The following is a 20,575-nucleotide window of genomic DNA, read 5'->3' as shown; positions in this document are numbered from 1 at the left end:
TTGTTTTTTTTAGGACAGTAACTCGATTACTTTGTATGCTATATCCCCATAAATTTTCCCTAAACGATGATCTTCACCATATACGGATGGGGCAAAATCATCTTCATTCCAATCCGGCTGCTGAAGCGGGAGCTGTCCGAGGAGATTCGTTCTTAGTTCTTCAGACAGCTTTTCCCCCCCGCCTCTTCCGAAGACATATTCTCTTTCTCCAGTGTTTTTGCTTTCGAAATAAGACATATTTTCGATAACACCCAAAATTTCATGGTCCGTACTTAAAGCCATAGCTCCTGCACGGGCAGCAACAAAGGCTGCTGTCGGGTGTGGGGTGGTAACAATGATCTCTTTACATTGCGGAAGCATTGTATGGATATCCAAAGCCACGTCTCCCGTTCCCGGCGGCAGATCAAGGAGCAGGTAATCAAGGTCACCCCATTCAACTTCATTGAAGAAGTTATTCAGCATCTTCCCAAGCATCGGCCCTCTCCAGATTACAGGTGCATTGTCTTCCACAAAGAAGCCCATGGAGATAACTTTCACTCCAAATCTTTCAACTGGGATGATTTTTTCTCCCCTCACAACAGGCCGCTTTACAATACCCATCATATCAGGCACGCTGAAACCATAAATATCGGCATCGACCAACCCTACTTTTTTGCCTGCACGTGCCAATGAAACAGCCAGGTTAACAGATACTGTCGACTTGCCAACCCCGCCTTTTCCACTGGCAATTGCGATGAATGTTGTTTTGCTGCCTGGAGAAAGAAGGCTTCCCGACTCTTCGCCTTCAGGTTGGGAACCTCTATGTTTTTCAAGTTCTTCCGGGGAAAGGTCCGCAAAACGGATACCAACCGTTTCTGCTCCATTTTCTTTTAAAATCTTGACGATTTCCTGCTGCATCTTCATCTGTTCTGCCGTTCCGGTTTTGGCAATTGCAATCTTCACGCTCACATGATTCTTCTCTTCTTTAATACTTATTTCAAGAACCCCGTTTGTTTCTTCCAGTGTTTTATGTAAAAAAGGATCGTTGACTTTATATAATAAATCTTTAACTTGTTGTTGGGATAACATAACTAACACCTTCCTCTAATCTTGAATTCGTTTTCATCCTATTCCAGTATAACATAACCTAATTGTATTGAATTGTCTAACAGCTTATAGGCAAATAAAAAAACTGAGAGGGTCACTCCTCATCAGTTTCCTCATCAAAATATTTTAAAACGCCTTCGTAAATGGATGCTGCCACTTTTTGCTGATACTTTTCATTTATCAGATTGGCTTTTTCACCAGGGTTGGATAAGAATCCAATTTCGACCAGGGCTCCAGGCTTATTAATATGCTTAACAAGATACACATTCTGAATCCCCTTCGCCTCTCTCTTTGTATTTTCAAGATTTCGGATCAACTCTGACTGAATCGATTCGGCCACCTCTTTATTCTCCTTGAATTTTGGATTAAAAAAGGTTTGCGCCCCGCTCCACCTGCTTGAAGGTATCGCATTTAAATGAATACTGAGATACAAGTCAGCGTCGGAAGAGTTAATCAGTTCAAGCCTCCTTTTCAAATCCTCTGTTTTTCTACGGCTATACCCTCTTGTTCCCTCTGGAGCCAAATCACTGTCATTATCCCTTGTCATAATGACAAGAGCTCCTTGCTCCTGAAAATAATCGCGAAGCATTTTAGATACATTTAAGGCAATATCCTTTTCAAGAACTTCATTGGAGCCCGTTCCGCTTTCAGCACCCCCATCTGGTCCTCCATGCCCGGGGTCAATATAAATAATTTTGCCTGACAAAGGAAGATTCCAGGACTCCCACGTTCCCGTATCAAGCAGCTTATATTGAAAAATGACGAATATTATGATGGCAACCCCTGCAAACCCTATCATCTTTAATTTATTTTTCAAATGAATCCCTCCCCCATCTCTATAAAAAATATGGGACAAGGGATAGTTTTAGAACTGCCGGAATAGAAATTAATGCATTCTGAGCTTGTGCCTCTTTATACCATTTTGATATCCTTCACTCCACCAAGTTTCAACGAAATGTTCGCAGCTGTAATAGAAGGACTCATCCACTGTATTGGAAATACCAAGCTCTGACCAGTAGAGCCAGAAGTTATATAACGTATCTATATAGTGCTTCATCTCGGGGCTGCATCGGCCTTGCACATCTTCCAGTGTTTCACCGCTGTATCCGAATTTACTCAGCTTCCCGCCAAGCAAATAGGACTCAATAGCCACATCAAAGCACGCTTCATCAAATCCTTGCTGCATAAAGACACCGCCCTGGATCTTGATCTGTCCAAAATGTTTTCGGACACTTTCCTGGAGCATCTTGATCGACACTTCCCGCAGCAGCTTTCTCTCGTGCTGTATCTGCTTCTCTCTTCTTTTCGAATTGAATGAAGTAATAACGCTCAAAGCGATTCCCTCCCTTTGATCGTTATTTTTTGCTTAAAGCTGTACTTCATTCGAGCAATGCTTTCCAATTCTGGCTAGGATACCAGTCACTCCCCGTAATTTGTCGAATAGGCGGCTTCATGTTCCTTTGCAGGGAGAGGAGTACATCATTTTAGAAGGTTTGGCAATCTGGTGTCATGTGATGGCGGACCTACCGCCATCGATTTGTTGTCACCCGCTGGCCGAGCAATCTAATGTATCTGGTTCACCGCTTTGATGCCCCTTCTTTGCATATACTTAATGCACCTCCCCTAACGAAACAAATCTCATAACAACAAAAAATCCCAGCTGGATAATCCAACTGGGATTGAACGATAATAAAGATTAACGTTTTGAGAACTGAGGTGCACGACGAGCGCCTTTAAGACCGTATTTCTTACGTTCTTTCATACGAGCGTCACGAGTCAGTAATCCTGCGCGCTTAAGGGTTCCACGGTATTCAGGATCAGCTTGAAGCAATGCACGGGCGATACCATGACGGATTGCACCAGCTTGACCAGTGTATCCACCACCGTTAACGTTTACCAATACATCGTAGTTGCCAACAGTTTCAGTTGCAACTAGAGGCTGTTTGATAACCTCACGTAGTGCTTCGAATGGGATGTAGTTTTCTACTTCACGATCATTAATAACGATTTTTCCGTTACCTGGTACTAAACGTACACGAGCTACTGAGCTCTTACGACGACCAGTTCCGTAGTATTGAACTTGTGCCAAGATAATAACCTCCTCTTATTGATTATCCACGAAGTTCGTAAACTTCTGGTTTTTGTGCTTGGTGCGTATGTTCTGCGCCAGCGAATACGTGTAACTTCTTGAACATTTGACGGCCTAAAGAACCTTTTGGAAGCATACCTTTAATTCCAAGTTCAAGCATTTTTTCTGAGTAGTTTGTACGCATTTCAAGAGCTGTACGGGATTTCAAACCGCCTGGGTGTTGGCTGTGACGGTAGTAAATTTTATCAGTCAGTTTCTTACCTGTTAATTCAATCTTAGATGCATTAATGATGATCACGTGATCACCAGTGTCAACGTGTGGTGTGAAAGTTGGTTTGTGTTTACCGCGTAAAATAGATGCTACTTCGCTTGAAAGGCGACCAAGAGTCTTGCCTTCAGCGTCGACAACGTACCATTTACGTTCGATTTCATTAGCTTTAGCCATATATGTCGTACGCATGAGTTACCCTCCTAATATTTATCATTCATAAAAGTTCCGATAGTATATATCTTTAATCACAATAAGATTCCGGGGCTTATCGTGGGGTTAATAACATACCATATGTTATAATATCTCGTTCAGGCCGGGATGTCAAGGGAATGTTACACCTGGATTAGTTGTTTTAGTTGTTTTTTTTCAATAGAACACTTTCCACAGGTATAATCCTTGCGGAGCAGCTGTTTTGCCGGCTGCGTTCCGGTTTCCCGCCTCCAGCATGCTTCTTACATCATCCGCTGTATACTTGCCTCTGCCGACTTCCAAAAGCGTCCCTGAGAGGATCCTGACCATGTTATAGAGGAAACCATTCCCGATATACGAAAAGGTGATCTCTTCTTTGGCTTCATTTATCTCAATAGAGTAAATGGTTCTGACCTTATCTATTACTTCTGTCTTTGCTGAACAGAAACTGGTAAAGTCATGCTCTCCTACCAAACATTCTGCTGCTCTCCTCATTTCATCTATGTTCAAATGAAATGGATAATGCAAAGCAAAGTTCCTCTTGAAGGGATCTGGCGTTTTACTTCGATAGACCGAGTAATAGTATTCTTTTTTGACTGCCGAGAAGCGGGCATGAAAGTCAGCTGGCACCTTTTCTGCTGAAGTGATGACGATTTCTGCCGGCAGTTTGCTGTTCAGCACCGTCGGCCACTTCTCCTCCGGAATGGAGAGCCCTGTGTCAAAGTGAAAGACCTGGCCCATAGCGTGGACTCCTGCATCGGTTCTCCCTGATGCCGTGATCTTCACTTCTTCCTCTTTATGGATATCACGCAGGGCTTTTTCAACTTCCAATTGGATTGTCCTTTTCCCTGGCTGAACCTGATAACCGGCAAATGGTGTGCCATCGTATGCCATTGTGCATTTTATTCTCTGCATAAGAACACTCCTATCTGCCTCTTAATACGATCAGGATGACAGCCAGCATGACGAGGGAGCTAAGAACCGCTGTGTCTGTTTTTGTCCAGCGGAGAACCCTGTACTTCGTCCTTCCTTCACCGCCTTTGTATCCCCTTGCTTCCATCGCCGTCGCCAAGTCCTCTGCACGCTTGAAAGCACTGACAAACAATGGGATCAATAAAGGCACAATCGATTTGATTCTTTCTTTAACCGGACCAGTTGCCAGTTCTGCCCCTCTGGCAGTCTGCGCTTTGATGATCTTATCCGTTTCCTCCATCAAGGTAGGGATGAATCTAAGGGAGATACTCATCATCAAAGCCATCTCATGAACTGGAAACTTGATTTTTTTCAAAGGGTTCAACAATGTCTCAAGACCATCCGTGATCGCAATGGGTGATGTTGTCAGTGTCAACAAAGTCGTAATAAGGATAAGATACGTAAACCGCAAAGAAATGAAGATAGCCTGCCTCAGACCCTCTTCATGAATTTTCAGGAAACCTAAGTCGAGCAGCACTTCTCCCTCTTTGGTAAAGAATATATGCAGAAGGAAGGTAAACAGCACGAGCCACATCACCGGCTTAAGTCCGCCAAGCAGGAATCTTACCGGTACCTTCACTGATAACATAGCTAGTAATGTAAAAGCCCCCAAGACGGTATAGGTAACCGCATTATTAGCCAGAAAGACAGTACATATGAAAGCAAAAACAAAAATCAGCTTGGAGCGGGGGTCCATTCGGTGGACAAAAGAGTCACTTGGTATATATCGGCCAAATATCATTTTATCCATCATGACCCGCCACCGCTTTCCATGTAAGTTTTCACTTCATCAGCGATCTCTTCAATGGTCAGACAGGTTTTGCCGAATTCATGCCCCAGCTGCTGTTCCATGCTGTATTGGAATTTGACTGCCTCAGGCACATCGAGCCCCAAAGAGAATAACCATTCCGGTTTGGAAAAAATCTCTTGAGGAGACCCTTTCCCTACAAGCTTTCCTTTTTGCATGATGACCAATTCATCTGCATACCGAGCTGCATCTTCCATGCTGTGTGTAACCAGCACAGTAGTGAGTTCCTTTTCCAAATGGATATTGTGGAACATATCCATTATATCTGTCCGCCCTCTGGGATCGAGTCCTGCTGTCGGTTCATCAAGTACCAGCACATCCGGGTCCATTGCAAGTACCCCTGCAATAGCTACTCTTCGCTTTTGCCCCCCTGATAAATCAAAAGGAGAGCGTTCAAGGATGTCCTCGTCCAGACCGACAGTGACGATCAATTGTCTTGCCCGCCTTTCTGCCTCTTCCTCTGAAACACCGAAGTTAAGGGGTCCATAGCAGATATCTTTTAAAACAGTTTCTTCAAAAAGCTGATGTTCAGGGAATTGAAATACAATCCCGACACGTTTCCTGATGGGCTTCAATTGCTTATTCTTTTTTTTCGGGGTAATTTCATATTCGCCTATGACCACTTTGCCTGAAGTCGGTTTCAACAAAGCATTCAGATGTTGAAGAAGAGTTGATTTTCCTGAACCGGTATGGCCTATGATCGCTGTGTACTTCTGTGAAGGCAATAGGAGGTTGAGATCCTCAAGGGCCAGCTTCTCAAAGGGTGTTCCGGCGGAATACCGATATTCTACTTGTTCAAATGATATGTCCATAAGTCCCTCACCAATTCTTCTTGTGTTAAATAGGTTTCTGAAAGAGAAATCCCCCGTGCTCTCAACGCTTTTGCCATTCGCCCCGGAAATGGGATATCCAGTCCCAGAGCTGTTAATTCCTTGTCCAGTTTAAAAATTTCCAAAGGGGTGCCTTCTTTAAAGACTTCTCCTTTATTTAACACCAGCATCCTGTCAGCTTTTGCAGCTTCTTCCAAGTCATGGGTAATCGAGATGACTGTAAGATTACTGTTCTCTTTCAACTCTCTGATGGTAGCCAGAACTTCCTGCCTGCCTTTTGGATCCAGCATGGATGTTGCTTCATCCAGTATAATGATATCCGGCCTTAAGGCCACGACGCCTGCTATAGCTACCCGCTGTTTCTGCCCCCCGGACAGGTGGTGAGGTTCTTGATTAAGAAAATCACTCATATTGACCATGGTAAGGGCCCCTATGACTCTTTCTGCCATTATTTCCTGAGAGACTCCGTGATTTTCTAAACCAAAAGCCACATCATCTTCCACTGTCGTCCCGACAAACTGATTATCAGGATTTTGAAAAACCATTCCTATTTTGGCTCTGATATCCCAGACACTCTCTTCTGAAAGAGGTATGCCATCTACTGTTACTGTTCCTTCTTCAGGAAAAAGCAGTCCGTTCAACATCTTAGCCAAGGTTGATTTCCCTGAACCGTTGTGCCCGACAATCGCCAGCCATTCAGAATCATAAACCTTAAGCGAGATATCATTTAATGCAAATGTCTCCTGCTCATGATAGCGATAGCTTACATTTTCAATGGAAATAAGTTCTTTCATAGAACCCCTCCTCTCGTCTCTTCTATGCTCAAACTGTTCTCTTCTATATTTTGTTGAATGGGGAAAGCTACTTGTAACGCAATAGTTTCTGGCCAAGGAAAAAATTGAATTTCAGTTATATTTCGATCACAAAAGTTAAAGAGTGCTGATCGGAGCGGAAGTACACAACTCCTGCGGCATTAGTGCGACAGGTGAGTCCCGGCAGGCGCAGCCGAGGAGGCTCAATCTAGCTCCAGTGGCGGAGTTGGGTGCCTGCAGCGGTGATCAACACGGTTAAGAAAAGTCCTGAATACAAAAAAAAGCCTGCACCTCATTCCATAGATAGCGGCTGCTTTCTTGTTCACTTTATGAACGGACTTCTACGCATAGAAGCTGGAAGAGGTGCATGAGCTAGACGGGTCACTTCTGGGAATGCCCATCGTAACGCTCTGCTTTTTGAGTATTGACTAAGGTGTAAACAAAAAGGGCATAGAAGCAGTTAACAAAATAACTGTCCTGCCCTTGTTGTGTATGAATGAAATTATACTAGCTCAATGATAACCATTGGCGCACCGTCACCACGACGAGGTCCAAGCTTCATGATACGAGTGTATCCGCCTTGACGCTCTGTGTAGCGGCCAGCAATGTCAGAGAACAACTTTTGGACTGCATCCTGGTTCTCTTCAGCATTAGCAACTTCATGACGGACGAAGCTTGATGCTTGACGACGTGCATGCAAGTCACCACGTTTTCCTAATGTGATCATTTTCTCAACAACTGAGCGAAGTTCTTTTGCACGAGCTTCTGTTGTTTCGATGCGTTCGTTGATGATTAGGTCAGTAGCTAAATCGCGAAGCATTGCTTTACGTTGAGCGCTAGTACGTCCTAACTTTCTGTATGCCATTTAAGATTCCCTCCTTTGTTAAATCGTTAAATAACCTGATGCTTGACTCAGTCGTCCTTGCGTAAACCTAAGCCTAAATCTTCAAGCTTAACTTTCACTTCTTCCAAGGATTTGCGTCCCAAGTTCCGTACTTTCATCATATCTTCTTCAGTCTTGTTAGCAAGTTCCTGAACAGTGTTGATTCCAGCACGCTTCAAGCAGTTATATGAACGAACAGATAGATCTAGTTCTTCAATTGTCATTTCAAGAACTTTCTCTTTTTGGTCTTCTTCTTTTTCTACCATAATTTCAGCATTCTGAGCTTCGTCAGTGAGACCGACAAAAATGTTAAGATGCTCATTCAGGATCTTAGCTCCAAGAGAAATGGCTTCTTTCGGGCCAATGCTTCCGTCAGTCCAAACATCAAGAGATAGTTTATCGAAGTTCGTCAATTGACCAACACGAGTATTTTCTACTTGATAGTTAACGCGTGAAACTGGAGTGTAAATAGAGTCGATAGGGATCACGCCGATTGGCAGGTCCTCTCGTTTGTTTTGATCAGCAGGTGTATATCCTCGACCTCGTTGAGCTGTCAGACGCATACGGAAGTTGCTGTTAGCAGACAAAGTAGCAATGTGCAGTTCAGGGTTAAGAACTTCTACATCACTATCATGAGTAATATCAGCAGCTGTTACTACCCCTTCACCATTCACGTCAATTTCAAGCGTTTTCTCTTCATCAGAATAAATCTTCAGAGCAAGCTTTTTGATATTCATGATGATTGTCGTTACATCTTCCACGACGCCTTCAATTGTTGAAAATTCATGCAACACTCCATCAATTTGAATGGATGTTACAGCAGCACCAGGGAGTGAGGACAATAGGATACGACGTAAGGAGTTACCCAAAGTTGTACCATATCCACGTTCAAGTGGTTCTACGACGAATTTTCCAAATGCGGCATCATCGCTGATCTCAACCGTTTCAATTTTTGGTTTCTCAATTTCGATCATTAATATTTACCCTCCTTCAAAACGTCGAAATCCCGGCTTAGGCAGCACCGAAATTTCCCATGTTTACGTTCCCGATTGTATACCAACAACTGGTTTAACCCTCTCCATGAAACGTATCATTTTATCATATCCATTATTGACAGGGATACGAAATTTATACAGAGAAATTAAACACGGCGACGTTTTGGCGGACGACATCCATTATGAGGAACTGGAGTAACGTCTCTGATTGCAGTAACTTCAAGTCCTGCAGCTTGAAGAGCACGGATTGCTGCTTCACGGCCTGCACCTGGTCCTTTTACTGTTACTTCAAGAGTTTTCAGTCCATGTTCCTGGGATGCTTTTGCAGCAGTCTCAGCAGCCATTTGTGCAGCGAAAGGAGTAGATTTACGAGAACCTTTGAATCCTAAAGAACCTGCACTTGACCATGCTACAGCATTACCATGAACGTCAGTGATCATTACGATTGTATTGTTGAATGTAGAACGAATGTGTGCAATACCAGCTTCGATATTCTTTTTCACACGACGTTTACGAGTGTTAGTTTTACGTGCCATTTTCAGATGTAACCTCCTTTACCTATTATTTTTTCTTGTTCGCTACAGTCTTACGAGGACCTTTACGAGTACGAGCATTGTTTTTTGTATTTTGACCGCGAACCGGTAAGCCTCTGCGGTGGCGAAGACCACGGTAAGAACCGATTTCCATTAGACGTTTGATGTTAAGGGAGATTTCACGACGAAGGTCTCCTTCAACTTTCAATTTGTCAACGATGTCACGGATTTTACCAAGTTCATCGTCAGTAAGATCGCGAACGCGAGTGTCTTCAGAAACACCAGCTTCTGCAAGAATCTTTTTCGCAGTATTTTTACCAATACCATAAATGTATGTTAGTGAAATGACAATACGTTTGTCACGTGGGATATCTACACCAGCAATACGTGCCATATTAAGCGCGCACCTCCTTCATTATTAGCCTTGTTTTTGTTTGTGTTTAGGGTTTTCACAGATAACCATTACTTTACCTTTACGGCGAATAACTTTACATTTTTCGCAGATTGGTTTTACAGATGGTCTGACTTTCATCTTATTCTAACCTCCTTGAGAGTACGGAGTGCAATAGATTATTTATAACGATAAGTGACTCTTCCGCGAGTCAGGTCATATGGAGATAGTTCAACAGTGACTTTATCTCCTGGCAGGATTCGGATGAAGTGCATGCGAATCTTACCGGATACATGAGCAAGTACCGTATGACCATTTTCTAATTCTACCTTAAACATAGCGTTAGGCAAAGTTTCAACTACTGTGCCTTCCACTTCAATTACATCATCTTTCGCCATCGGATTCGTCTCCCTTCTTAACATCTTCTAAGACTTCATTCAAAAACTTTGTTAGAGCGTAACGCAGTTTTCCATTTGTCACTCGCCCAGTTTCCTCTAAACTGTTTTGAACTTCTGGAGAGATATAATTGTGAAAATAGAGATGTTGAATGTTTTTCTTCTTTGGACGATCAAACTTTCGTTTATCTCCATCAGCAATTAACACAAATCGTTCATCCACCTTCCGGATGATGACCGAGTACTGCCCGGCATCTCTTCCTTTTTTGGTTGAAACGATTTGCCCTATACACGGAGTCGTATCGGACTCGATCAATCAGATCACCTTCACTTAGGCTTTCGTTAAAATCTCGTAGCCTTCTTCTGTAATAGCAATTGTGTGTTCAAAGTGAGCACACATTTTACCATCAACAGTAACAACTGTCCAGTTATCCGTCAATGTTCTTACATAACGACTGCCTGCATTCACCATAGGTTCTATAGCAAGTACCATACCAGGTTTAAGACGCGGACCTCTGTTAGGAGGACCATAATGAGGAATTTGAGGATCCTCATGTAAGTCTTGACCAACACCGTGTCCGACATACTCACGAACAATGGAAAACCCTTCTTCTTCAACAAAAGTCTGAATCGAATGAGAGATGTTCGATAGACGTTCACCTGGTTTCGCTTCTTTTAAGCCAAGATATAACGATTCTTCGGTCACATCCAGCAGTCTTTGAGTTTCGTCATCTATAGTCCCTACAGGATAAGTCCAAGCTGAATCACCATGATAACCCATATATTTCGCACCGATATCGATGCTGATAATATCGCCGTCTTTCAACGTACGGTCACCCGGAATTCCATGAACCAACTCATCATTTACGGAAGCACAAATGCTGCCACGAAACCCATTATAACCTTTAAAAGAAGGAATTGCATCATTTTGACTTATGAATTTTTCAGCAATTGCATCCAATTCACGAGTCGTTATTCCCGGGGCAATATGCTTTTGCAATTCCTTGTGAGTGAGTGCGACAATCTTTCCTGCTTTACGCATAATGTCTATCTCACGAGGAGTTTTACAAATGATCATTAGCGGGAACTCCCGATTAAATCATCGATATCAGAGAACACATCATTGATATCCCTCTGTCCGTCGATGTTTACCAGATAGCCTTTGTCCTGATAGAAATCAAGAAGCGGCTGAGTTTGTTTAATATTGACATCCAAGCGGTTCTGAACTGTTTCCTCATTATCATCAGCACGCTGATAAAGTTCTCCGCCGCAGCGGTCGCAAACGCCTTCTTCACTTGGAGGATTAAATACAAGATGATAAGTCGCTCCGCACGTTTTGCAGATGCGTCTGCCTGTCAGGCGTTCCATCAAGACACCCTTATCCACCTGTATATTAACCACATAATCAATCTTCTTGCCAAGGTTATCGAGGATGTTCTCAAGAGCGTCTGCCTGGGCAACCGTTCTTGGGAAACCGTCCAAAAGGAATCCTTTATGTGCATCTTCTTTGCTTAGACGCTCACGAACGATACCGATTGTTACTTCGTCCGGTACCAATTCACCTTTATCGATAAAGGATTTTGCCTTCAAGCCCAGTTCCGTTTCCTCTTTCATCGCGGCACGGAACATGTCGCCAGTAGAGATATGAGGAATCCCATATTTCTCGACGATTTTTTCAGCCTGAGTCCCTTTTCCTGCACCTGGCAAACCCATTAATACTATATTCACTCGAATTCCACCTCAGTCTTTATTGGGGTTTCAGGGAACAAAAGTCCCCAAAAACCTTATATTATTTAATGAAGCCTTTATAGTGGCGTTTCACCAACTGAGCTTCCAGCCCTTTCATCGTTTCGAGTGCAACACCCACCACGATCAGCAAGCTTGTTCCTCCAATTTGAGCCGCAGGAGGTAAACCTGCAAACTTAATGAAGAAAACAGGAAGAATGGAAATGACAGCTAAGAATATCGCACCGACAAATGTCAGACGATATAATACCCTTGTCAAATACTCTTGAGTGCTTTTACCAGGGCGAATTCCCGGAATGTAACCACCTTGCTTCTTCAAGTTCTCTGACATCTGTTCAGGGTTGACTTGAATGAAAGCATAGAAGTACGTAAATGCAATGATCAACGCAACATAGATGACCATACCGATCGGCTGCGTATAATCAAATACATATTGAATCGTACTTGTTACATCATTTGTACCAAAGAATGATGCGATGGTTTGCGGTGTAATAATGAAGGAAATCGCGAAGATAACCGGAATTACACCTGCAGCATTAACTTTCAATGGCAAGTGAGTGGATTGTCCTCCGACAGGACTGCGGCCTACCAGACGCTTAGCGTATTGGATAGGAATCTTTCTCAGTGCCTGTTGAATGAAGATAACACCGACTACGATTGCCACGATTGCTAATAGGATCAATAATGTCACCACGATGCGAAGGAACAGGGCGTCGCCCGCACCTTGAAGCTGTGATGCATAATATTGGTTTACTGCATTAGGAATAGCTGCTGCGATACCTGCGAAAATGATAATCGAAATACCGTTTCCAACACCTTTGGCAGTGATTTGCTCACCCAGCCACAATAAAAACGCTGTACCGGCAGTTAAAATCAATGCAATTAAAAGGTACGTCGTAACGCTCGGGTTCGGGATCAAAAATCCACCATATAATTGGTTGAATCCATAAGACATACCCAGTGCCTGGATAAAACCTAAAACGATAGTGAAATAGCGGGTAAACTGAGCTAATTTACGGCGGCCAACATCCCCCTGTTTAGACCATTCCGTAAACTTGGGCACAACATCCATCTGCAGAAGCTGCACAATGATAGATGCTGTGATATACGGCATAATCCCCATAGCAAAGATCGAGAAGTTTTGAAGCGCTCCTCCGCCGAATGTGTTCAGGAAGCCGATTAAACCGGCCTGTTCTTGCATTTTCAATACTTCTGCATCCACACTTGGCACTGGAATGAAAGTACCTAAGCGAAAGACAATAAGCATCAGAAGGGTGAAGATAATTTTGTTTCTTATATCACCCACGCGCATAAAATTGGAGATTGTCTGAAACATTAAATCACCTCAGTTTTACCGCCAGCAGCTTCGATCGCTTCTTTAGCAGTAGATGAGAATTTGTTTGCTTTCACTGTAAGCTTTTTCTCAATATTACCTTTACCAAGAATCTTGATTCCAGATTTTTCGCTGCTCACTACACCTGTTTCGATTAGAAGCTCAGGTGTAACTTCAGTTCCTTCTTCAAAGCGATTTAATGCATCAAGGTTAACAATTGCGTATTCTTTGCGGTTGATGTTTGTGAAACCGCGCTTAGGAAGACGTTGGAATAGAGGTGTTTGACCACCTTCGAAACCAGGACGAGTTCCGCCGCCAGAACGAGCGTTTTGACCTTTGTGGCCTTTTCCGGAAGTTTTACCATTTCCAGATCCAGTTCCACGGCCTACACGATTGCGTTCTTTGCGAGAACCTTTAGCAGGTTTTAATTCATGTAATTTCATGTCGGCACCTCCTTATTTACAAAGAATCTAATTAAGCTTCTTTAACCGTGACTAAGTGAGCAACCTTATTGATCATACCGCGGATAGCAGCATTATCTTGTTGTTCAACTGTTTGATGAAGCTTACGTAAGCCCAGAGCCTTTACTGTTTCGCGTTGGTCTTTCGGACGACCAATCACACTGCGAGTGAGGGTAATTTCTAGTTTGTTTGCCATCGTTATCCCTCCCTTATCCTAACAGTTCTTCTACTGATTTACCACGTAATTTAGCTACGTCTTCAGCACGTTTAAGTTCTTTTAATCCTGAAATTGTTGCACGGATCATGTTGATTGGAGTGTTGGATCCCAATGATTTAGAAAGGATATCCTGAACACCAGCAAGTTCAAGTACCGCACGGACTGGTCCACCAGCGATGATTCCTGTACCGGCAGAAGCAGGCTTGATAAGGATTTCACCAGCACCAAAACGTCCGATTACTTGGTGAGGAGTTGTTCCACCTACCATAGGTACTTCAACAAGGTTTTTCTTCGCATCTTCAATCGCTTTGCGGATAGCATCCGGCACCTCTTGAGCTTTACCAGTACCGAAACCTACATGACCGTTTTTGTCTCCAACCACTACAAGAGCAGCGAAACGGAAACGACGTCCACCTTTAACTACCTTCGCAACACGGTTGATCGTTACTACGCGTTCTTCTAGTTCTAGTTTGTTTGGATCAATACGACGCATCTATATGTCCCTCCTTTTTGATTAAAATTCTAAGCCGTTTTCACGAGCTGCATCTGCTAATGCTTTTACGCGACCATGATATAGGTAACCCCCACGGTCGAATACTACAGATTTCAAACCTTTTTCAGTTGCGCGTTTTGCAATTAGTTCACCGACTTGAACAGCTGCATCTACGTTTCCAGTAGAATCAAGGTTAATTTCTTTATCTACAGTAGAAGCACTTGCCAAAGTTACACCATTTACATCATCGATCAATTGAGCGTAGATGTTTTTATTTGAACGGTATACGTTAAGACGAGGACGTTGTTCAGTTCCTGTGATCTTAGAACGTACACGTGCGTGTCTTTTCTTACGCGTTTTGTTTTTAGATGGCTTAGTGATCATTAAGGTCACTCCTTTCTACTGCCTAAGCGGCATTATTTACCTGTTTTACCTTCTTTACGGCGTACGTACTCGCCTTCGTAACGGATACCTTTACCTTTGTAAGGCTCAGGAGGTCGGACAGCGCGGATGTTGGATGCAATTGCACCAACACGCTCTTTGTCGATACCTTTGATTGAAATCTTTGTGTTAGCAGGAACGTCGATTTCGATACCGTTTTCTGGTTCGAATTCAACTGGATGAGAGTAACCAACGTTCAATACAAGCTTAGTTCCTTGTTTTTGAGCACGGTAACCTACACCGATAAGTTCAAGGTTTCTTTCAAATCCTTTAGAAACACCTTCAACCATGTTTGCGATCAAAGCACGAGTCGTTCCATGTAATGAACGATGTTCTTTTGATTCTGATGGACGAGTGATGTTTACTACGTTCTCTTGGATCTCTACATTAATATCCGGGCTGAATGTACGAGACAATTCACCTTTAGGACCTTTTACAGTTACGTTATTGGCATCAGTAGTAATTGTAACGCCTTCTGGCACCTCGATAGGTTTTTTACCTACACGTGACATACTGTTGCACCTCCATTCATTTCAAAAAATATTACCAAACGTATCCTAGTACTTCTCCACCGACTTGCTGAGCGCGAGCTTCTTTGTCAGTCAACACTCCTTGAGAAGTGGAAACAAGAGCTACACCTAGACCGTTAAGTACTTTAGGAACTTCATTAGCTTTTGCATATACGCGTAGACCTGGTTTAGAGATACGCTTTAATCCAGTGATTACACGTTCGTTGTTAGAACCGTATTTCAAGAAAATGCGGATAACCCCTTGCTTGTTATCTTCTACAAATTCCACGTCACGCACGAAACCTTCACGTTTAAGGATTTCAGCGATTTCTTTTTTGATGTTAGAAGCAGGTATTTCTAGCTTCTCGTGACGCACCATGTTCGCATTACGGATGCGAGTAAGCATATCTGCAATTGGATCTGTCAATGTCATATTAATTTACCTCCTTCCCAATATAGGGTTTTACCAGCTAGCTTTTTTGACGCCAGGAATTTGACCCTTGTATGCAAGTTCACGGAAACAGATACGGCAAAGTTTGAATTTGCGGATTACTGAATGTGGACGGCCACAACGCTCACAGCGAGTGTATCCTTGAACTTTGTGTTTAGGTTCACGTTTTTGTTTTGCGATCATTGATTTTTTAGCCACATTTTCGCCTCCCTTATTTAGAGATTACTTTTGAAATGGCATTCCGAATTGAGTCAATAACTCACGTGATTCTTCATCAGAGTTTGCAGTTGTAACGATTACGATATCCATTCCGCGTACTTTGGAAACTTTATCATAATCGATCTCTGGGAAGATCAGCTGCTCTTTTACACCAAGAGTGTAGTTACCGCGACCATCGAATGCTTTTTTAGAGATACCGCGGAAGTCACGTACACGTGGTAGAGATACAGAGATTAATTTATCTAGGAACTCATACATGCGCTCGCCGCGAAGAGTTACTTTCGCACCGATAGGCATGCCTTCACGAAGACGGAAACCTGCGATAGATTTTTTTGCTTTAGTTACAACTGGTTTTTGACCAGTGATCAATGTTAATTCTTCTACAGCTGTGTCCAATGCTTTCGCATTTTGAACTGCATCGCCGACACCCATGTTCACTACGATTTTCTCGAGTTTAGGTACCTGCATAACAGATTTATAATTGAATTTGCTCATAAGAGCTGATGTGATTTCGTCATTAAACCTTGCTTTTAGGCGGTTCATTTGAGTACCTCCCTTCTACTTTGAACTATTTATCTAGAACTTCACCAGATTTTTTTGCTACACGTACATTTTTACCATCAACCTTCTTGAATCCTACGCGAGTTGGTTCATTCGTCTTAGGATCAAGCAGCATAACATTCGATACATGAACAGGTGCCTCTTGGCTGATGATTCCGCCTTGCGGGTTTGCTTGAGAAGGCTTTGAATGTTTCTTGATAACATTGATTCCTTCTACGATCACACGGTCTTTCTTAGGCAATGCTGACAACACAACACCAGTCTTGCCTTTGTCTTTACCTGTGATAACCATTACTTTATCGCCTTTTTTAACATGCATTAGTCGCACCTCCTCTTAACGCACAATAGGTCCTATTAAAGAACTTCTGGAGCTAATGATACAATTTTCATAAAGTTGTTTTCGCGCAATTCACGAGCAACAGGTCCGAAGATACGAGTACCACGCGGTCCTTTATCATCACGGATGATTACACATGCATTTTCGTCAAACTTAATGTAAGTTCCGTCTGTACGGCGAACACCGCTCTTTGTACGAACTACAACAGCTTTCACTACGTCGCCTTTTTTAACAACGCCACCTGGTGTTGCTTGTTTTACTGTACATACGATTACATCACCGATATTAGCTGTCTTACGGCCAGATCCGCCAAGTACTTTAATAGTCAAAACTTCACGAGCACCAGAGTTGTCGGCAACTTTCAAACGAGATTCTTGTTGAATCATCTAGGTAACCTCCCTTCGGAAAACAAATATCCGAACATTTATTAAATAATTACTGCTTTTTCTACAACTTCTACTAAACGGAAACGTTTTGTAGCTGAAAGCGGGCGAGTTTCCATAATACGAACGATATCGCCAGTTTTAGCTGTGTTTTGCTCATCATGAGCTTTAAACTTTTTAGAGTATTTTACGCGTTTGCCGTAAAGTGAATGTTTTTTGTAAGTTTCAACTAGAACTGTAACTGTTTTATCCATTTTGTCGGAAACAACACGTCCAGTGTAAACCTTACGTTGGTTGCGTTCACTCATTCTGCAAACCTCCTCTCATTTATCGATTGTTAACGCCGATCTCTCTTTCATGGATTACAGTTTTCATACGAGCGATCGCTTTGCGCACTTCACGGATGCGGGCAGTATTTTCAAGCTGTCCTGTCGCAAGCTGGAAGCGAAGGTTAAACAGTTCTTCTTTTAGAGATTTTACTTTTTGATCAATTTCGGCAGTGGTTAAGTCACGGATTTCATTAGTTTTCATTTGATTCACCACCAATTTCTTCTCGTTTCACAAACTTTGTCTTGATAGGAAGTTTGTGTGATGCAAGACGAAGCGCTTCACGAGCAACCTCTTCAGATACACCAGCAATTTCAAACATGATCTTACCAGGTTTAACGACTGCTACCCATCCTTCAGGAGCACCTTTACCAGAACCCATTCGGACTTCTAGAGGTTTTGCAGTGTAAGGTTTGTGAGGGAAAATTTTAATCCAAACTTTACCGCCACGTTTCATGTAACGAGTCATAGCAATACGAGCAGCTTCAATTTGACGGTTAGTGATCCAAGAAGCTTCTACAGCCTGAAGACCGTATTCACCGAAAGCAACCTCTTGACCGCCTTTTGCGCGACCACGCATTTTACCACGATGTTCACGACGATACTTAACGCGTTTAGGCAATAACATAATTATTTTCCTCCTTCCTCAGATTTCTTCTTAGCAGGAAGGACCTCTCCACGATAAATCCATACTTTAACACCAAGCTTACCGTAAGTAGTGTCAGCTTCAGCATGAGCATAATCAATGTCAGCGCGAAGTGTATGAAGTGGAACTGTTCCTTCGCTGTAATGTTCAGCACGAGCGATATCTGCACCGCCAAGACGACCAGATACTTGTGTTTTGATACCTTTTGCTCCTGCGCGCATTGCACGTTGGATAGTTTGTTTTTGAGCACGACGGAAAGAAACACGGTTTTCTAATTGACGAGCAATGTTCTCTGCAACTAGCTTCGCGTCCAGGTCAGCTCTCTTGATTTCAACGATGTTGATGTGTACACGCTTAGAAGTAAGCTCGTTCAAAGCTTTACGCAAAGCTTCAACCTCTGTACCACCTTTACCGATAACCATACCAGGTTTTGCTGTATGAACTGTAATATTGATGCGGTTTGCCGCACGCTCGATTTCCACTTTAGAAACAGAAGCGTCAACTAGGCGTTTCGCGATATATTCACGTACTTTAAGGTCTTCGTGCAGAAGATTGGCATAATCTTTATCAGCGTACCATTTTGATTCCCAATCACGAATTACTCCTACACGCAGTCCGACTGGATGTACTTTTTGACCCACGAATTATCCCTCCTTCTTTTCTGATACCACGATTGTGATGTGGCTTGTGCGTTTGTTGATTTGGCTTGCGCGGCCCATCGCACGCGGGCGGAAGCGTTTCATTGTTGGACCTTCGTTAACAAAGGCATCAGAGATGACTAAGTTGTTCACGTCCATGTCATAGTTATGTTCTGCGTTGGCGATAGCGGATTTTAATACTTTCTCAACTACTGGAGAAGCAGCTTTAGGAGTAAGATTTAAAATCGCTACAGCTTCACCTACTTGCTTACCTCGGATTAGATCAACCACTAAACGTACCTTACGAGGAGCAATACGAACTGTTTTAGCGACAGCTTTAGCTTGCATTAGGATACCCTCCTCTCAATTAGCGTCTTGTTTTCTTGTCATCATTTCCATGACCTTTGTAAGAACGAGATGGCGCGAATTCACCAAGCTTGTGTCCTACCATGTCTTCTGTTACATATACCGGTACATGTTTACGACCATCATAAACTGCGATTGTATGACCGATGAAATTCGGGAAGATTGTGGAACGACGAGACCAAGTCTTCACAACTTGTTTCTTTTCGCCTTCGTTTAACTTCTCGATTTTAACCATCAAATGATCATCAACAAAAGGTCCCTTTTTTAAGCTACGACCCATGTTTGAACCTCCCTTCGTGATTGTTCTACGGCTCTATGCGTGAACCGTAGTTCAATCCCGTTATTTTTTGCGACGGCGCACAATAAATTTGTCAGATTTGCTCTTCTTCTTACGAGTCTTGAATCCAAGTGTTGGTTTACCCCAAGGAGACATTGGTGATTTACGTCCGATAGGAGCGCGTCCTTCACCACCACCGTGTGGGTGATCGTTAGGGTTCATTACAGATCCACGAACAGTTGGGCGCTTGCCTAACCAGCGAGAACGACCTGCTTTACCGATGTTGATAAGTTCGTGCTGTTCGTTACCTACCTGGCCTACAGTTGCGCGGCAAGATGAAAGAATCATACGAACCTCACCAGAGTTCAAACGTACAAGTACGTATTTACCTTCTTTACCAAGAACCTGTGCAGATGTACCGGCAGAACGTACTAATTGTCCGCCTTTACCTGGTTTAAGTTCAATGTTGTGAACTACTGTACCTACAGGAATGTTGATAAGTGGTAATGCGTTACCTACTTTGATATCTGCTTCAGGACCTGACATTACTTCAATACCTACTTGAAGTGTCTTAGGAGCAAGAATGTAACGTTTCTCTCCATCCACATAGTTGATTAATGCAATATTTGCTGAGCGGTTAGGATCATATTCAATTGTAGCAACGCGTCCTGGTATACCATCTTTATCGCGTTTAAAGTCGATAACACGGTATTGGCGCTTATGACCGCCGCCTTGATGACGAACTGTTAACTTACCTTGGTTGTTACGGCCGCCTTTTTTGTGTAAAGGCGCTAGTAATGACTTTTCTGGTTTGTCAGTAGTGATCTCTGCGAAATCAGATGAAGTCATACCGCGACGACCATTAGAGGTTGGTTTATACTTTTTAATCGCCATGTTTTTCCCTCCTCTTCAAAAT

36 protein-coding genes are annotated in these 20,575 nt (G+C 42.9%); all 36 read right to left on the bottom strand.

Features of this window, described 5'->3' with window-relative positions:
- Positions 1-9: 9 nt before the first annotated feature.
- The 36 genes from AC4E8A_RS00920 to rplB all read right to left on the bottom strand — a co-directional run bounded on the left by AC4E8A_RS00920 (position 10) and on the right by rplB (position 20,553).
- Positions 10-1,068, bottom strand: coding sequence for an Mrp/NBP35 family ATP-binding protein (locus AC4E8A_RS00920; RefSeq protein WP_490196316.1), 1,059 nt, complete (start codon positions 1,066-1,068; stop codon positions 10-12).
- Between the two features lie 112 nt (positions 1,069-1,180).
- A complete protein-coding gene (cwlD, locus tag AC4E8A_RS00915; RefSeq protein WP_490196315.1) occupies positions 1,181-1,903 on the bottom strand; it encodes an N-acetylmuramoyl-L-alanine amidase CwlD in 723 nt (240 codons plus the stop codon).
- 69 nt (positions 1,904-1,972) lie between these two features.
- On the bottom strand, positions 1,973-2,419 hold the full coding sequence (locus AC4E8A_RS00910) for a DUF2521 family protein (protein WP_490196314.1): 447 nt from the start codon (positions 2,417-2,419) through the stop codon (positions 1,973-1,975).
- A 363-nt stretch (positions 2,420-2,782) separates the two neighbouring features.
- Positions 2,783-3,175 (bottom strand): 30S ribosomal protein S9, encoded by a 393-nt coding sequence (gene rpsI / locus AC4E8A_RS00905; RefSeq protein WP_006838393.1) that lies wholly within the window; start codon positions 3,173-3,175, stop codon positions 2,783-2,785.
- Positions 3,176-3,197: 22 nt separating this feature from the next.
- On the bottom strand, positions 3,198-3,635 hold the full coding sequence (rplM, locus tag AC4E8A_RS00900) for a 50S ribosomal protein L13 (protein WP_421382691.1): 438 nt from the start codon (positions 3,633-3,635) through the stop codon (positions 3,198-3,200).
- Positions 3,636-3,812: 177 nt separating this feature from the next.
- Complete coding sequence (truA, locus tag AC4E8A_RS00895) at positions 3,813-4,550, bottom strand: tRNA pseudouridine(38-40) synthase TruA (protein WP_490196313.1); 738 nt, start codon at positions 4,548-4,550, stop codon at positions 3,813-3,815.
- Positions 4,551-4,560: 10 nt separating this feature from the next.
- The gene (locus AC4E8A_RS00890; protein ID WP_490196312.1) at positions 4,561-5,361 is read right to left on the bottom strand and encodes an energy-coupling factor transporter transmembrane component T family protein; all 801 of its coding nucleotides are present in this window, start codon (positions 5,359-5,361) and stop codon (positions 4,561-4,563) included.
- Positions 5,358-6,227, bottom strand: coding sequence for an energy-coupling factor ABC transporter ATP-binding protein (locus AC4E8A_RS00885; RefSeq protein WP_490196310.1), 870 nt, complete (start codon positions 6,225-6,227; stop codon positions 5,358-5,360). The genes AC4E8A_RS00890 and AC4E8A_RS00885 overlap by 4 nt, the downstream gene beginning before the upstream one ends.
- Complete coding sequence (locus AC4E8A_RS00880; protein ID WP_490196309.1) at positions 6,203-7,039, bottom strand: energy-coupling factor ABC transporter ATP-binding protein; 837 nt, start codon at positions 7,037-7,039, stop codon at positions 6,203-6,205. Before AC4E8A_RS00880 ends, AC4E8A_RS00885 begins: the two co-directional genes overlap by 25 nt.
- Before the next feature lie 520 nt (positions 7,040-7,559).
- Positions 7,560-7,922, bottom strand: coding sequence for a 50S ribosomal protein L17 (gene rplQ, locus AC4E8A_RS00875; RefSeq protein ID WP_006838926.1), 363 nt, complete (start codon positions 7,920-7,922; stop codon positions 7,560-7,562).
- Between the two features lie 47 nt (positions 7,923-7,969).
- Complete coding sequence (locus tag AC4E8A_RS00870; protein ID WP_119548600.1) at positions 7,970-8,914, bottom strand: DNA-directed RNA polymerase subunit alpha; 945 nt, start codon at positions 8,912-8,914, stop codon at positions 7,970-7,972.
- A gap of 167 nt (positions 8,915-9,081) precedes the next feature.
- The gene (gene rpsK, locus AC4E8A_RS00865) at positions 9,082-9,471 is read right to left on the bottom strand and encodes a 30S ribosomal protein S11 (RefSeq protein ID WP_119548601.1); all 390 of its coding nucleotides are present in this window, start codon (positions 9,469-9,471) and stop codon (positions 9,082-9,084) included.
- A gap of 25 nt (positions 9,472-9,496) precedes the next feature.
- Positions 9,497-9,862 (bottom strand): 30S ribosomal protein S13, encoded by a 366-nt coding sequence (gene rpsM / locus AC4E8A_RS00860; protein WP_119548602.1) that lies wholly within the window; start codon positions 9,860-9,862, stop codon positions 9,497-9,499.
- Between the two features lie 24 nt (positions 9,863-9,886).
- Positions 9,887-10,000, bottom strand: coding sequence for a 50S ribosomal protein L36 (gene rpmJ / locus AC4E8A_RS00855; protein ID WP_003156543.1), 114 nt, complete (start codon positions 9,998-10,000; stop codon positions 9,887-9,889).
- 38 nt (positions 10,001-10,038) lie between these two features.
- Entirely contained in the window at positions 10,039-10,257 is a 219-nt protein-coding gene (gene infA, locus AC4E8A_RS00850; protein WP_113929778.1) for a translation initiation factor IF-1, read from the bottom strand.
- On the bottom strand, positions 10,244-10,570 hold the full coding sequence (locus AC4E8A_RS00845) for a KOW domain-containing RNA-binding protein (RefSeq protein WP_490196307.1): 327 nt from the start codon (positions 10,568-10,570) through the stop codon (positions 10,244-10,246). Before AC4E8A_RS00845 ends, infA begins: the two co-directional genes overlap by 14 nt.
- Positions 10,571-10,585: 15 nt before the next feature.
- On the bottom strand, positions 10,586-11,332 hold the full coding sequence (gene map / locus AC4E8A_RS00840) for a type I methionyl aminopeptidase (protein WP_490196306.1): 747 nt from the start codon (positions 11,330-11,332) through the stop codon (positions 10,586-10,588).
- Positions 11,332-11,982 carry an adenylate kinase gene (locus AC4E8A_RS00835; protein ID WP_490196305.1) on the bottom strand — a complete coding sequence of 217 codons (651 nt, stop codon included), beginning with the start codon at positions 11,980-11,982 and terminating at the stop codon, positions 11,332-11,334. The genes map and AC4E8A_RS00835 overlap by 1 nt, the downstream gene beginning before the upstream one ends.
- A gap of 61 nt (positions 11,983-12,043) precedes the next feature.
- On the bottom strand, positions 12,044-13,336 hold the full coding sequence (gene secY, locus AC4E8A_RS00830) for a preprotein translocase subunit SecY (protein ID WP_490196304.1): 1,293 nt from the start codon (positions 13,334-13,336) through the stop codon (positions 12,044-12,046).
- Positions 13,336-13,776 carry a 50S ribosomal protein L15 gene (rplO, locus tag AC4E8A_RS00825; RefSeq protein WP_490196303.1) on the bottom strand — a complete coding sequence of 147 codons (441 nt, stop codon included), beginning with the start codon at positions 13,774-13,776 and terminating at the stop codon, positions 13,336-13,338. Before rplO ends, secY begins: the two co-directional genes overlap by 1 nt.
- 31 nt (positions 13,777-13,807) lie before the next feature.
- On the bottom strand, positions 13,808-13,990 hold the full coding sequence (gene rpmD / locus AC4E8A_RS00820; RefSeq protein ID WP_409252542.1) for a 50S ribosomal protein L30: 183 nt from the start codon (positions 13,988-13,990) through the stop codon (positions 13,808-13,810).
- Positions 13,991-14,003: 13 nt separating this feature from the next.
- Positions 14,004-14,504 carry a 30S ribosomal protein S5 gene (gene rpsE / locus AC4E8A_RS00815; protein WP_006838995.1) on the bottom strand — a complete coding sequence of 167 codons (501 nt, stop codon included), beginning with the start codon at positions 14,502-14,504 and terminating at the stop codon, positions 14,004-14,006.
- Between the two features lie 21 nt (positions 14,505-14,525).
- The gene (rplR, locus tag AC4E8A_RS00810) at positions 14,526-14,888 is read right to left on the bottom strand and encodes a 50S ribosomal protein L18 (RefSeq protein ID WP_113929770.1); all 363 of its coding nucleotides are present in this window, start codon (positions 14,886-14,888) and stop codon (positions 14,526-14,528) included.
- A gap of 32 nt (positions 14,889-14,920) precedes the next feature.
- A complete protein-coding gene (gene rplF, locus AC4E8A_RS00805; RefSeq protein WP_490196302.1) occupies positions 14,921-15,457 on the bottom strand; it encodes a 50S ribosomal protein L6 in 537 nt (178 codons plus the stop codon).
- A 31-nt stretch (positions 15,458-15,488) separates the two neighbouring features.
- Positions 15,489-15,887, bottom strand: a complete 399-nt coding sequence (gene rpsH / locus AC4E8A_RS00800; RefSeq protein WP_456272760.1) for a 30S ribosomal protein S8 — start codon at positions 15,885-15,887, stop codon at positions 15,489-15,491.
- A gap of 30 nt (positions 15,888-15,917) precedes the next feature.
- The gene (locus tag AC4E8A_RS00795; RefSeq protein ID WP_490196301.1) at positions 15,918-16,103 is read right to left on the bottom strand and encodes a type Z 30S ribosomal protein S14; all 186 of its coding nucleotides are present in this window, start codon (positions 16,101-16,103) and stop codon (positions 15,918-15,920) included.
- Between the two features lie 24 nt (positions 16,104-16,127).
- On the bottom strand, positions 16,128-16,667 hold the full coding sequence (rplE, locus tag AC4E8A_RS00790) for a 50S ribosomal protein L5 (RefSeq protein WP_490196300.1): 540 nt from the start codon (positions 16,665-16,667) through the stop codon (positions 16,128-16,130).
- Positions 16,668-16,692: 25 nt separating this feature from the next.
- Positions 16,693-17,004 (bottom strand): 50S ribosomal protein L24, encoded by a 312-nt coding sequence (rplX, locus tag AC4E8A_RS00785; protein ID WP_119548615.1) that lies wholly within the window; start codon positions 17,002-17,004, stop codon positions 16,693-16,695.
- 35 nt (positions 17,005-17,039) lie between these two features.
- Positions 17,040-17,408, bottom strand: a complete 369-nt coding sequence (rplN, locus tag AC4E8A_RS00780) for a 50S ribosomal protein L14 (protein ID WP_119548616.1) — start codon at positions 17,406-17,408, stop codon at positions 17,040-17,042.
- A 41-nt stretch (positions 17,409-17,449) separates the two neighbouring features.
- Positions 17,450-17,713, bottom strand: a complete 264-nt coding sequence (rpsQ, locus tag AC4E8A_RS00775; protein WP_490196299.1) for a 30S ribosomal protein S17 — start codon at positions 17,711-17,713, stop codon at positions 17,450-17,452.
- A gap of 19 nt (positions 17,714-17,732) precedes the next feature.
- Positions 17,733-17,936 (bottom strand): 50S ribosomal protein L29, encoded by a 204-nt coding sequence (rpmC, locus tag AC4E8A_RS00770; RefSeq protein WP_113929762.1) that lies wholly within the window; start codon positions 17,934-17,936, stop codon positions 17,733-17,735.
- Positions 17,926-18,360, bottom strand: coding sequence for a 50S ribosomal protein L16 (gene rplP, locus AC4E8A_RS00765; protein ID WP_113929761.1), 435 nt, complete (start codon positions 18,358-18,360; stop codon positions 17,926-17,928). Before rplP ends, rpmC begins: the two co-directional genes overlap by 11 nt.
- A 2-nt stretch (positions 18,361-18,362) precedes the next feature.
- Positions 18,363-19,019 (bottom strand): 30S ribosomal protein S3, encoded by a 657-nt coding sequence (gene rpsC, locus AC4E8A_RS00760; protein ID WP_113929760.1) that lies wholly within the window; start codon positions 19,017-19,019, stop codon positions 18,363-18,365.
- A 3-nt stretch (positions 19,020-19,022) separates the two neighbouring features.
- A complete protein-coding gene (gene rplV, locus AC4E8A_RS00755) occupies positions 19,023-19,364 on the bottom strand; it encodes a 50S ribosomal protein L22 (protein ID WP_006838981.1) in 342 nt (113 codons plus the stop codon).
- 19 nt (positions 19,365-19,383) lie between these two features.
- The gene (gene rpsS / locus AC4E8A_RS00750) at positions 19,384-19,662 is read right to left on the bottom strand and encodes a 30S ribosomal protein S19 (RefSeq protein ID WP_113929759.1); all 279 of its coding nucleotides are present in this window, start codon (positions 19,660-19,662) and stop codon (positions 19,384-19,386) included.
- A 60-nt stretch (positions 19,663-19,722) separates the two neighbouring features.
- Entirely contained in the window at positions 19,723-20,553 is an 831-nt protein-coding gene (rplB, locus tag AC4E8A_RS00745) for a 50S ribosomal protein L2 (protein WP_490196298.1), read from the bottom strand.
- Positions 20,554-20,575: the final 22 nt, after the last annotated feature.

Source organism: Bacillus sp. SRL337 (assembly GCF_984799155.1).
Note: the sequence above shows the minus strand (reverse complement) of the source record. Positions and strands in the feature narration are given on the sequence as shown.

What these genes read in the sequence shown, in the direction of transcription:
- rplB (WP_490196298.1), bottom strand. Translation starts at nt 20,553, where the DNA reads ATGGCGATTAAAAAGTATAAACCAACCTCTAATGGTCGTCGCGGTATG.
- AC4E8A_RS00880 (WP_490196309.1), bottom strand. Translation starts at nt 7,039, where the DNA reads ATGAAAGAACTTATTTCCATTGAAAATGTAAGCTATCGCTATCATGAG.
- rplP (WP_113929761.1), bottom strand. Translation starts at nt 18,360, where the DNA reads ATGTTATTGCCTAAACGCGTTAAGTATCGTCGTGAACATCGTGGTAAA.
- AC4E8A_RS00890 (WP_490196312.1), bottom strand. Translation starts at nt 5,361, where the DNA reads ATGATGGATAAAATGATATTTGGCCGATATATACCAAGTGACTCTTTT.
- rpmD (WP_409252542.1), bottom strand. Translation starts at nt 13,990, where the DNA reads ATGGCAAACAAACTAGAAATTACCCTCACTCGCAGTGTGATTGGTCGT.
- rplM (WP_421382691.1), bottom strand. Translation starts at nt 3,635, where the DNA reads ATGCGTACGACATATATGGCTAAAGCTAATGAAATCGAACGTAAATGG.
- rplR (WP_113929770.1), bottom strand. Translation starts at nt 14,888, where the DNA reads ATGATCACTAAGCCATCTAAAAACAAAACGCGTAAGAAAAGACACGCA.
- rplF (WP_490196302.1), bottom strand. Translation starts at nt 15,457, where the DNA reads ATGTCACGTGTAGGTAAAAAACCTATCGAGGTGCCAGAAGGCGTTACA.
- rplO (WP_490196303.1), bottom strand. Translation starts at nt 13,776, where the DNA reads ATGAAATTACATGAATTAAAACCTGCTAAAGGTTCTCGCAAAGAACGC.
- AC4E8A_RS00870 (WP_119548600.1), bottom strand. Translation starts at nt 8,914, where the DNA reads ATGATCGAAATTGAGAAACCAAAAATTGAAACGGTTGAGATCAGCGAT.
- truA (WP_490196313.1), bottom strand. Translation starts at nt 4,550, where the DNA reads ATGCAGAGAATAAAATGCACAATGGCATACGATGGCACACCATTTGCC.
- rpsS (WP_113929759.1), bottom strand. Translation starts at nt 19,662, where the DNA reads ATGGGTCGTAGCTTAAAAAAGGGACCTTTTGTTGATGATCATTTGATG.
- rpsK (WP_119548601.1), bottom strand. Translation starts at nt 9,471, where the DNA reads ATGGCACGTAAAACTAACACTCGTAAACGTCGTGTGAAAAAGAATATC.
- map (WP_490196306.1), bottom strand. Translation starts at nt 11,332, where the DNA reads ATGATCATTTGTAAAACTCCTCGTGAGATAGACATTATGCGTAAAGCA.
- rpsH (WP_456272760.1), bottom strand. Translation starts at nt 15,887, where the DNA reads ATGACATTGACAGATCCAATTGCAGATATGCTTACTCGCATCCGTAAT.
- rpmJ (WP_003156543.1), bottom strand. Translation starts at nt 10,000, where the DNA reads ATGAAAGTCAGACCATCTGTAAAACCAATCTGCGAAAAATGTAAAGTT.
- rplQ (WP_006838926.1), bottom strand. Translation starts at nt 7,922, where the DNA reads ATGGCATACAGAAAGTTAGGACGTACTAGCGCTCAACGTAAAGCAATG.
- rplN (WP_119548616.1), bottom strand. Translation starts at nt 17,408, where the DNA reads ATGATTCAACAAGAATCTCGTTTGAAAGTTGCCGACAACTCTGGTGCT.
- rplV (WP_006838981.1), bottom strand. Translation starts at nt 19,364, where the DNA reads ATGCAAGCTAAAGCTGTCGCTAAAACAGTTCGTATTGCTCCTCGTAAG.
- rplE (WP_490196300.1), bottom strand. Translation starts at nt 16,667, where the DNA reads ATGAACCGCCTAAAAGCAAGGTTTAATGACGAAATCACATCAGCTCTT.
- rpsE (WP_006838995.1), bottom strand. Translation starts at nt 14,504, where the DNA reads ATGCGTCGTATTGATCCAAACAAACTAGAACTAGAAGAACGCGTAGTA.
- rpmC (WP_113929762.1), bottom strand. Translation starts at nt 17,936, where the DNA reads ATGAAAACTAATGAAATCCGTGACTTAACCACTGCCGAAATTGATCAA.
- AC4E8A_RS00920 (WP_490196316.1), bottom strand. Translation starts at nt 1,068, where the DNA reads ATGTTATCCCAACAACAAGTTAAAGATTTATTATATAAAGTCAACGAT.
- AC4E8A_RS00885 (WP_490196310.1), bottom strand. Translation starts at nt 6,227, where the DNA reads ATGGACATATCATTTGAACAAGTAGAATATCGGTATTCCGCCGGAACA.
- rpsQ (WP_490196299.1), bottom strand. Translation starts at nt 17,713, where the DNA reads ATGAGTGAACGCAACCAACGTAAGGTTTACACTGGACGTGTTGTTTCC.
- rpsM (WP_119548602.1), bottom strand. Translation starts at nt 9,862, where the DNA reads ATGGCACGTATTGCTGGTGTAGATATCCCACGTGACAAACGTATTGTC.
- infA (WP_113929778.1), bottom strand. Translation starts at nt 10,257, where the DNA reads ATGGCGAAAGATGATGTAATTGAAGTGGAAGGCACAGTAGTTGAAACT.
- secY (WP_490196304.1), bottom strand. Translation starts at nt 13,336, where the DNA reads ATGTTTCAGACAATCTCCAATTTTATGCGCGTGGGTGATATAAGAAAC.
- rplX (WP_119548615.1), bottom strand. Translation starts at nt 17,004, where the DNA reads ATGCATGTTAAAAAAGGCGATAAAGTAATGGTTATCACAGGTAAAGAC.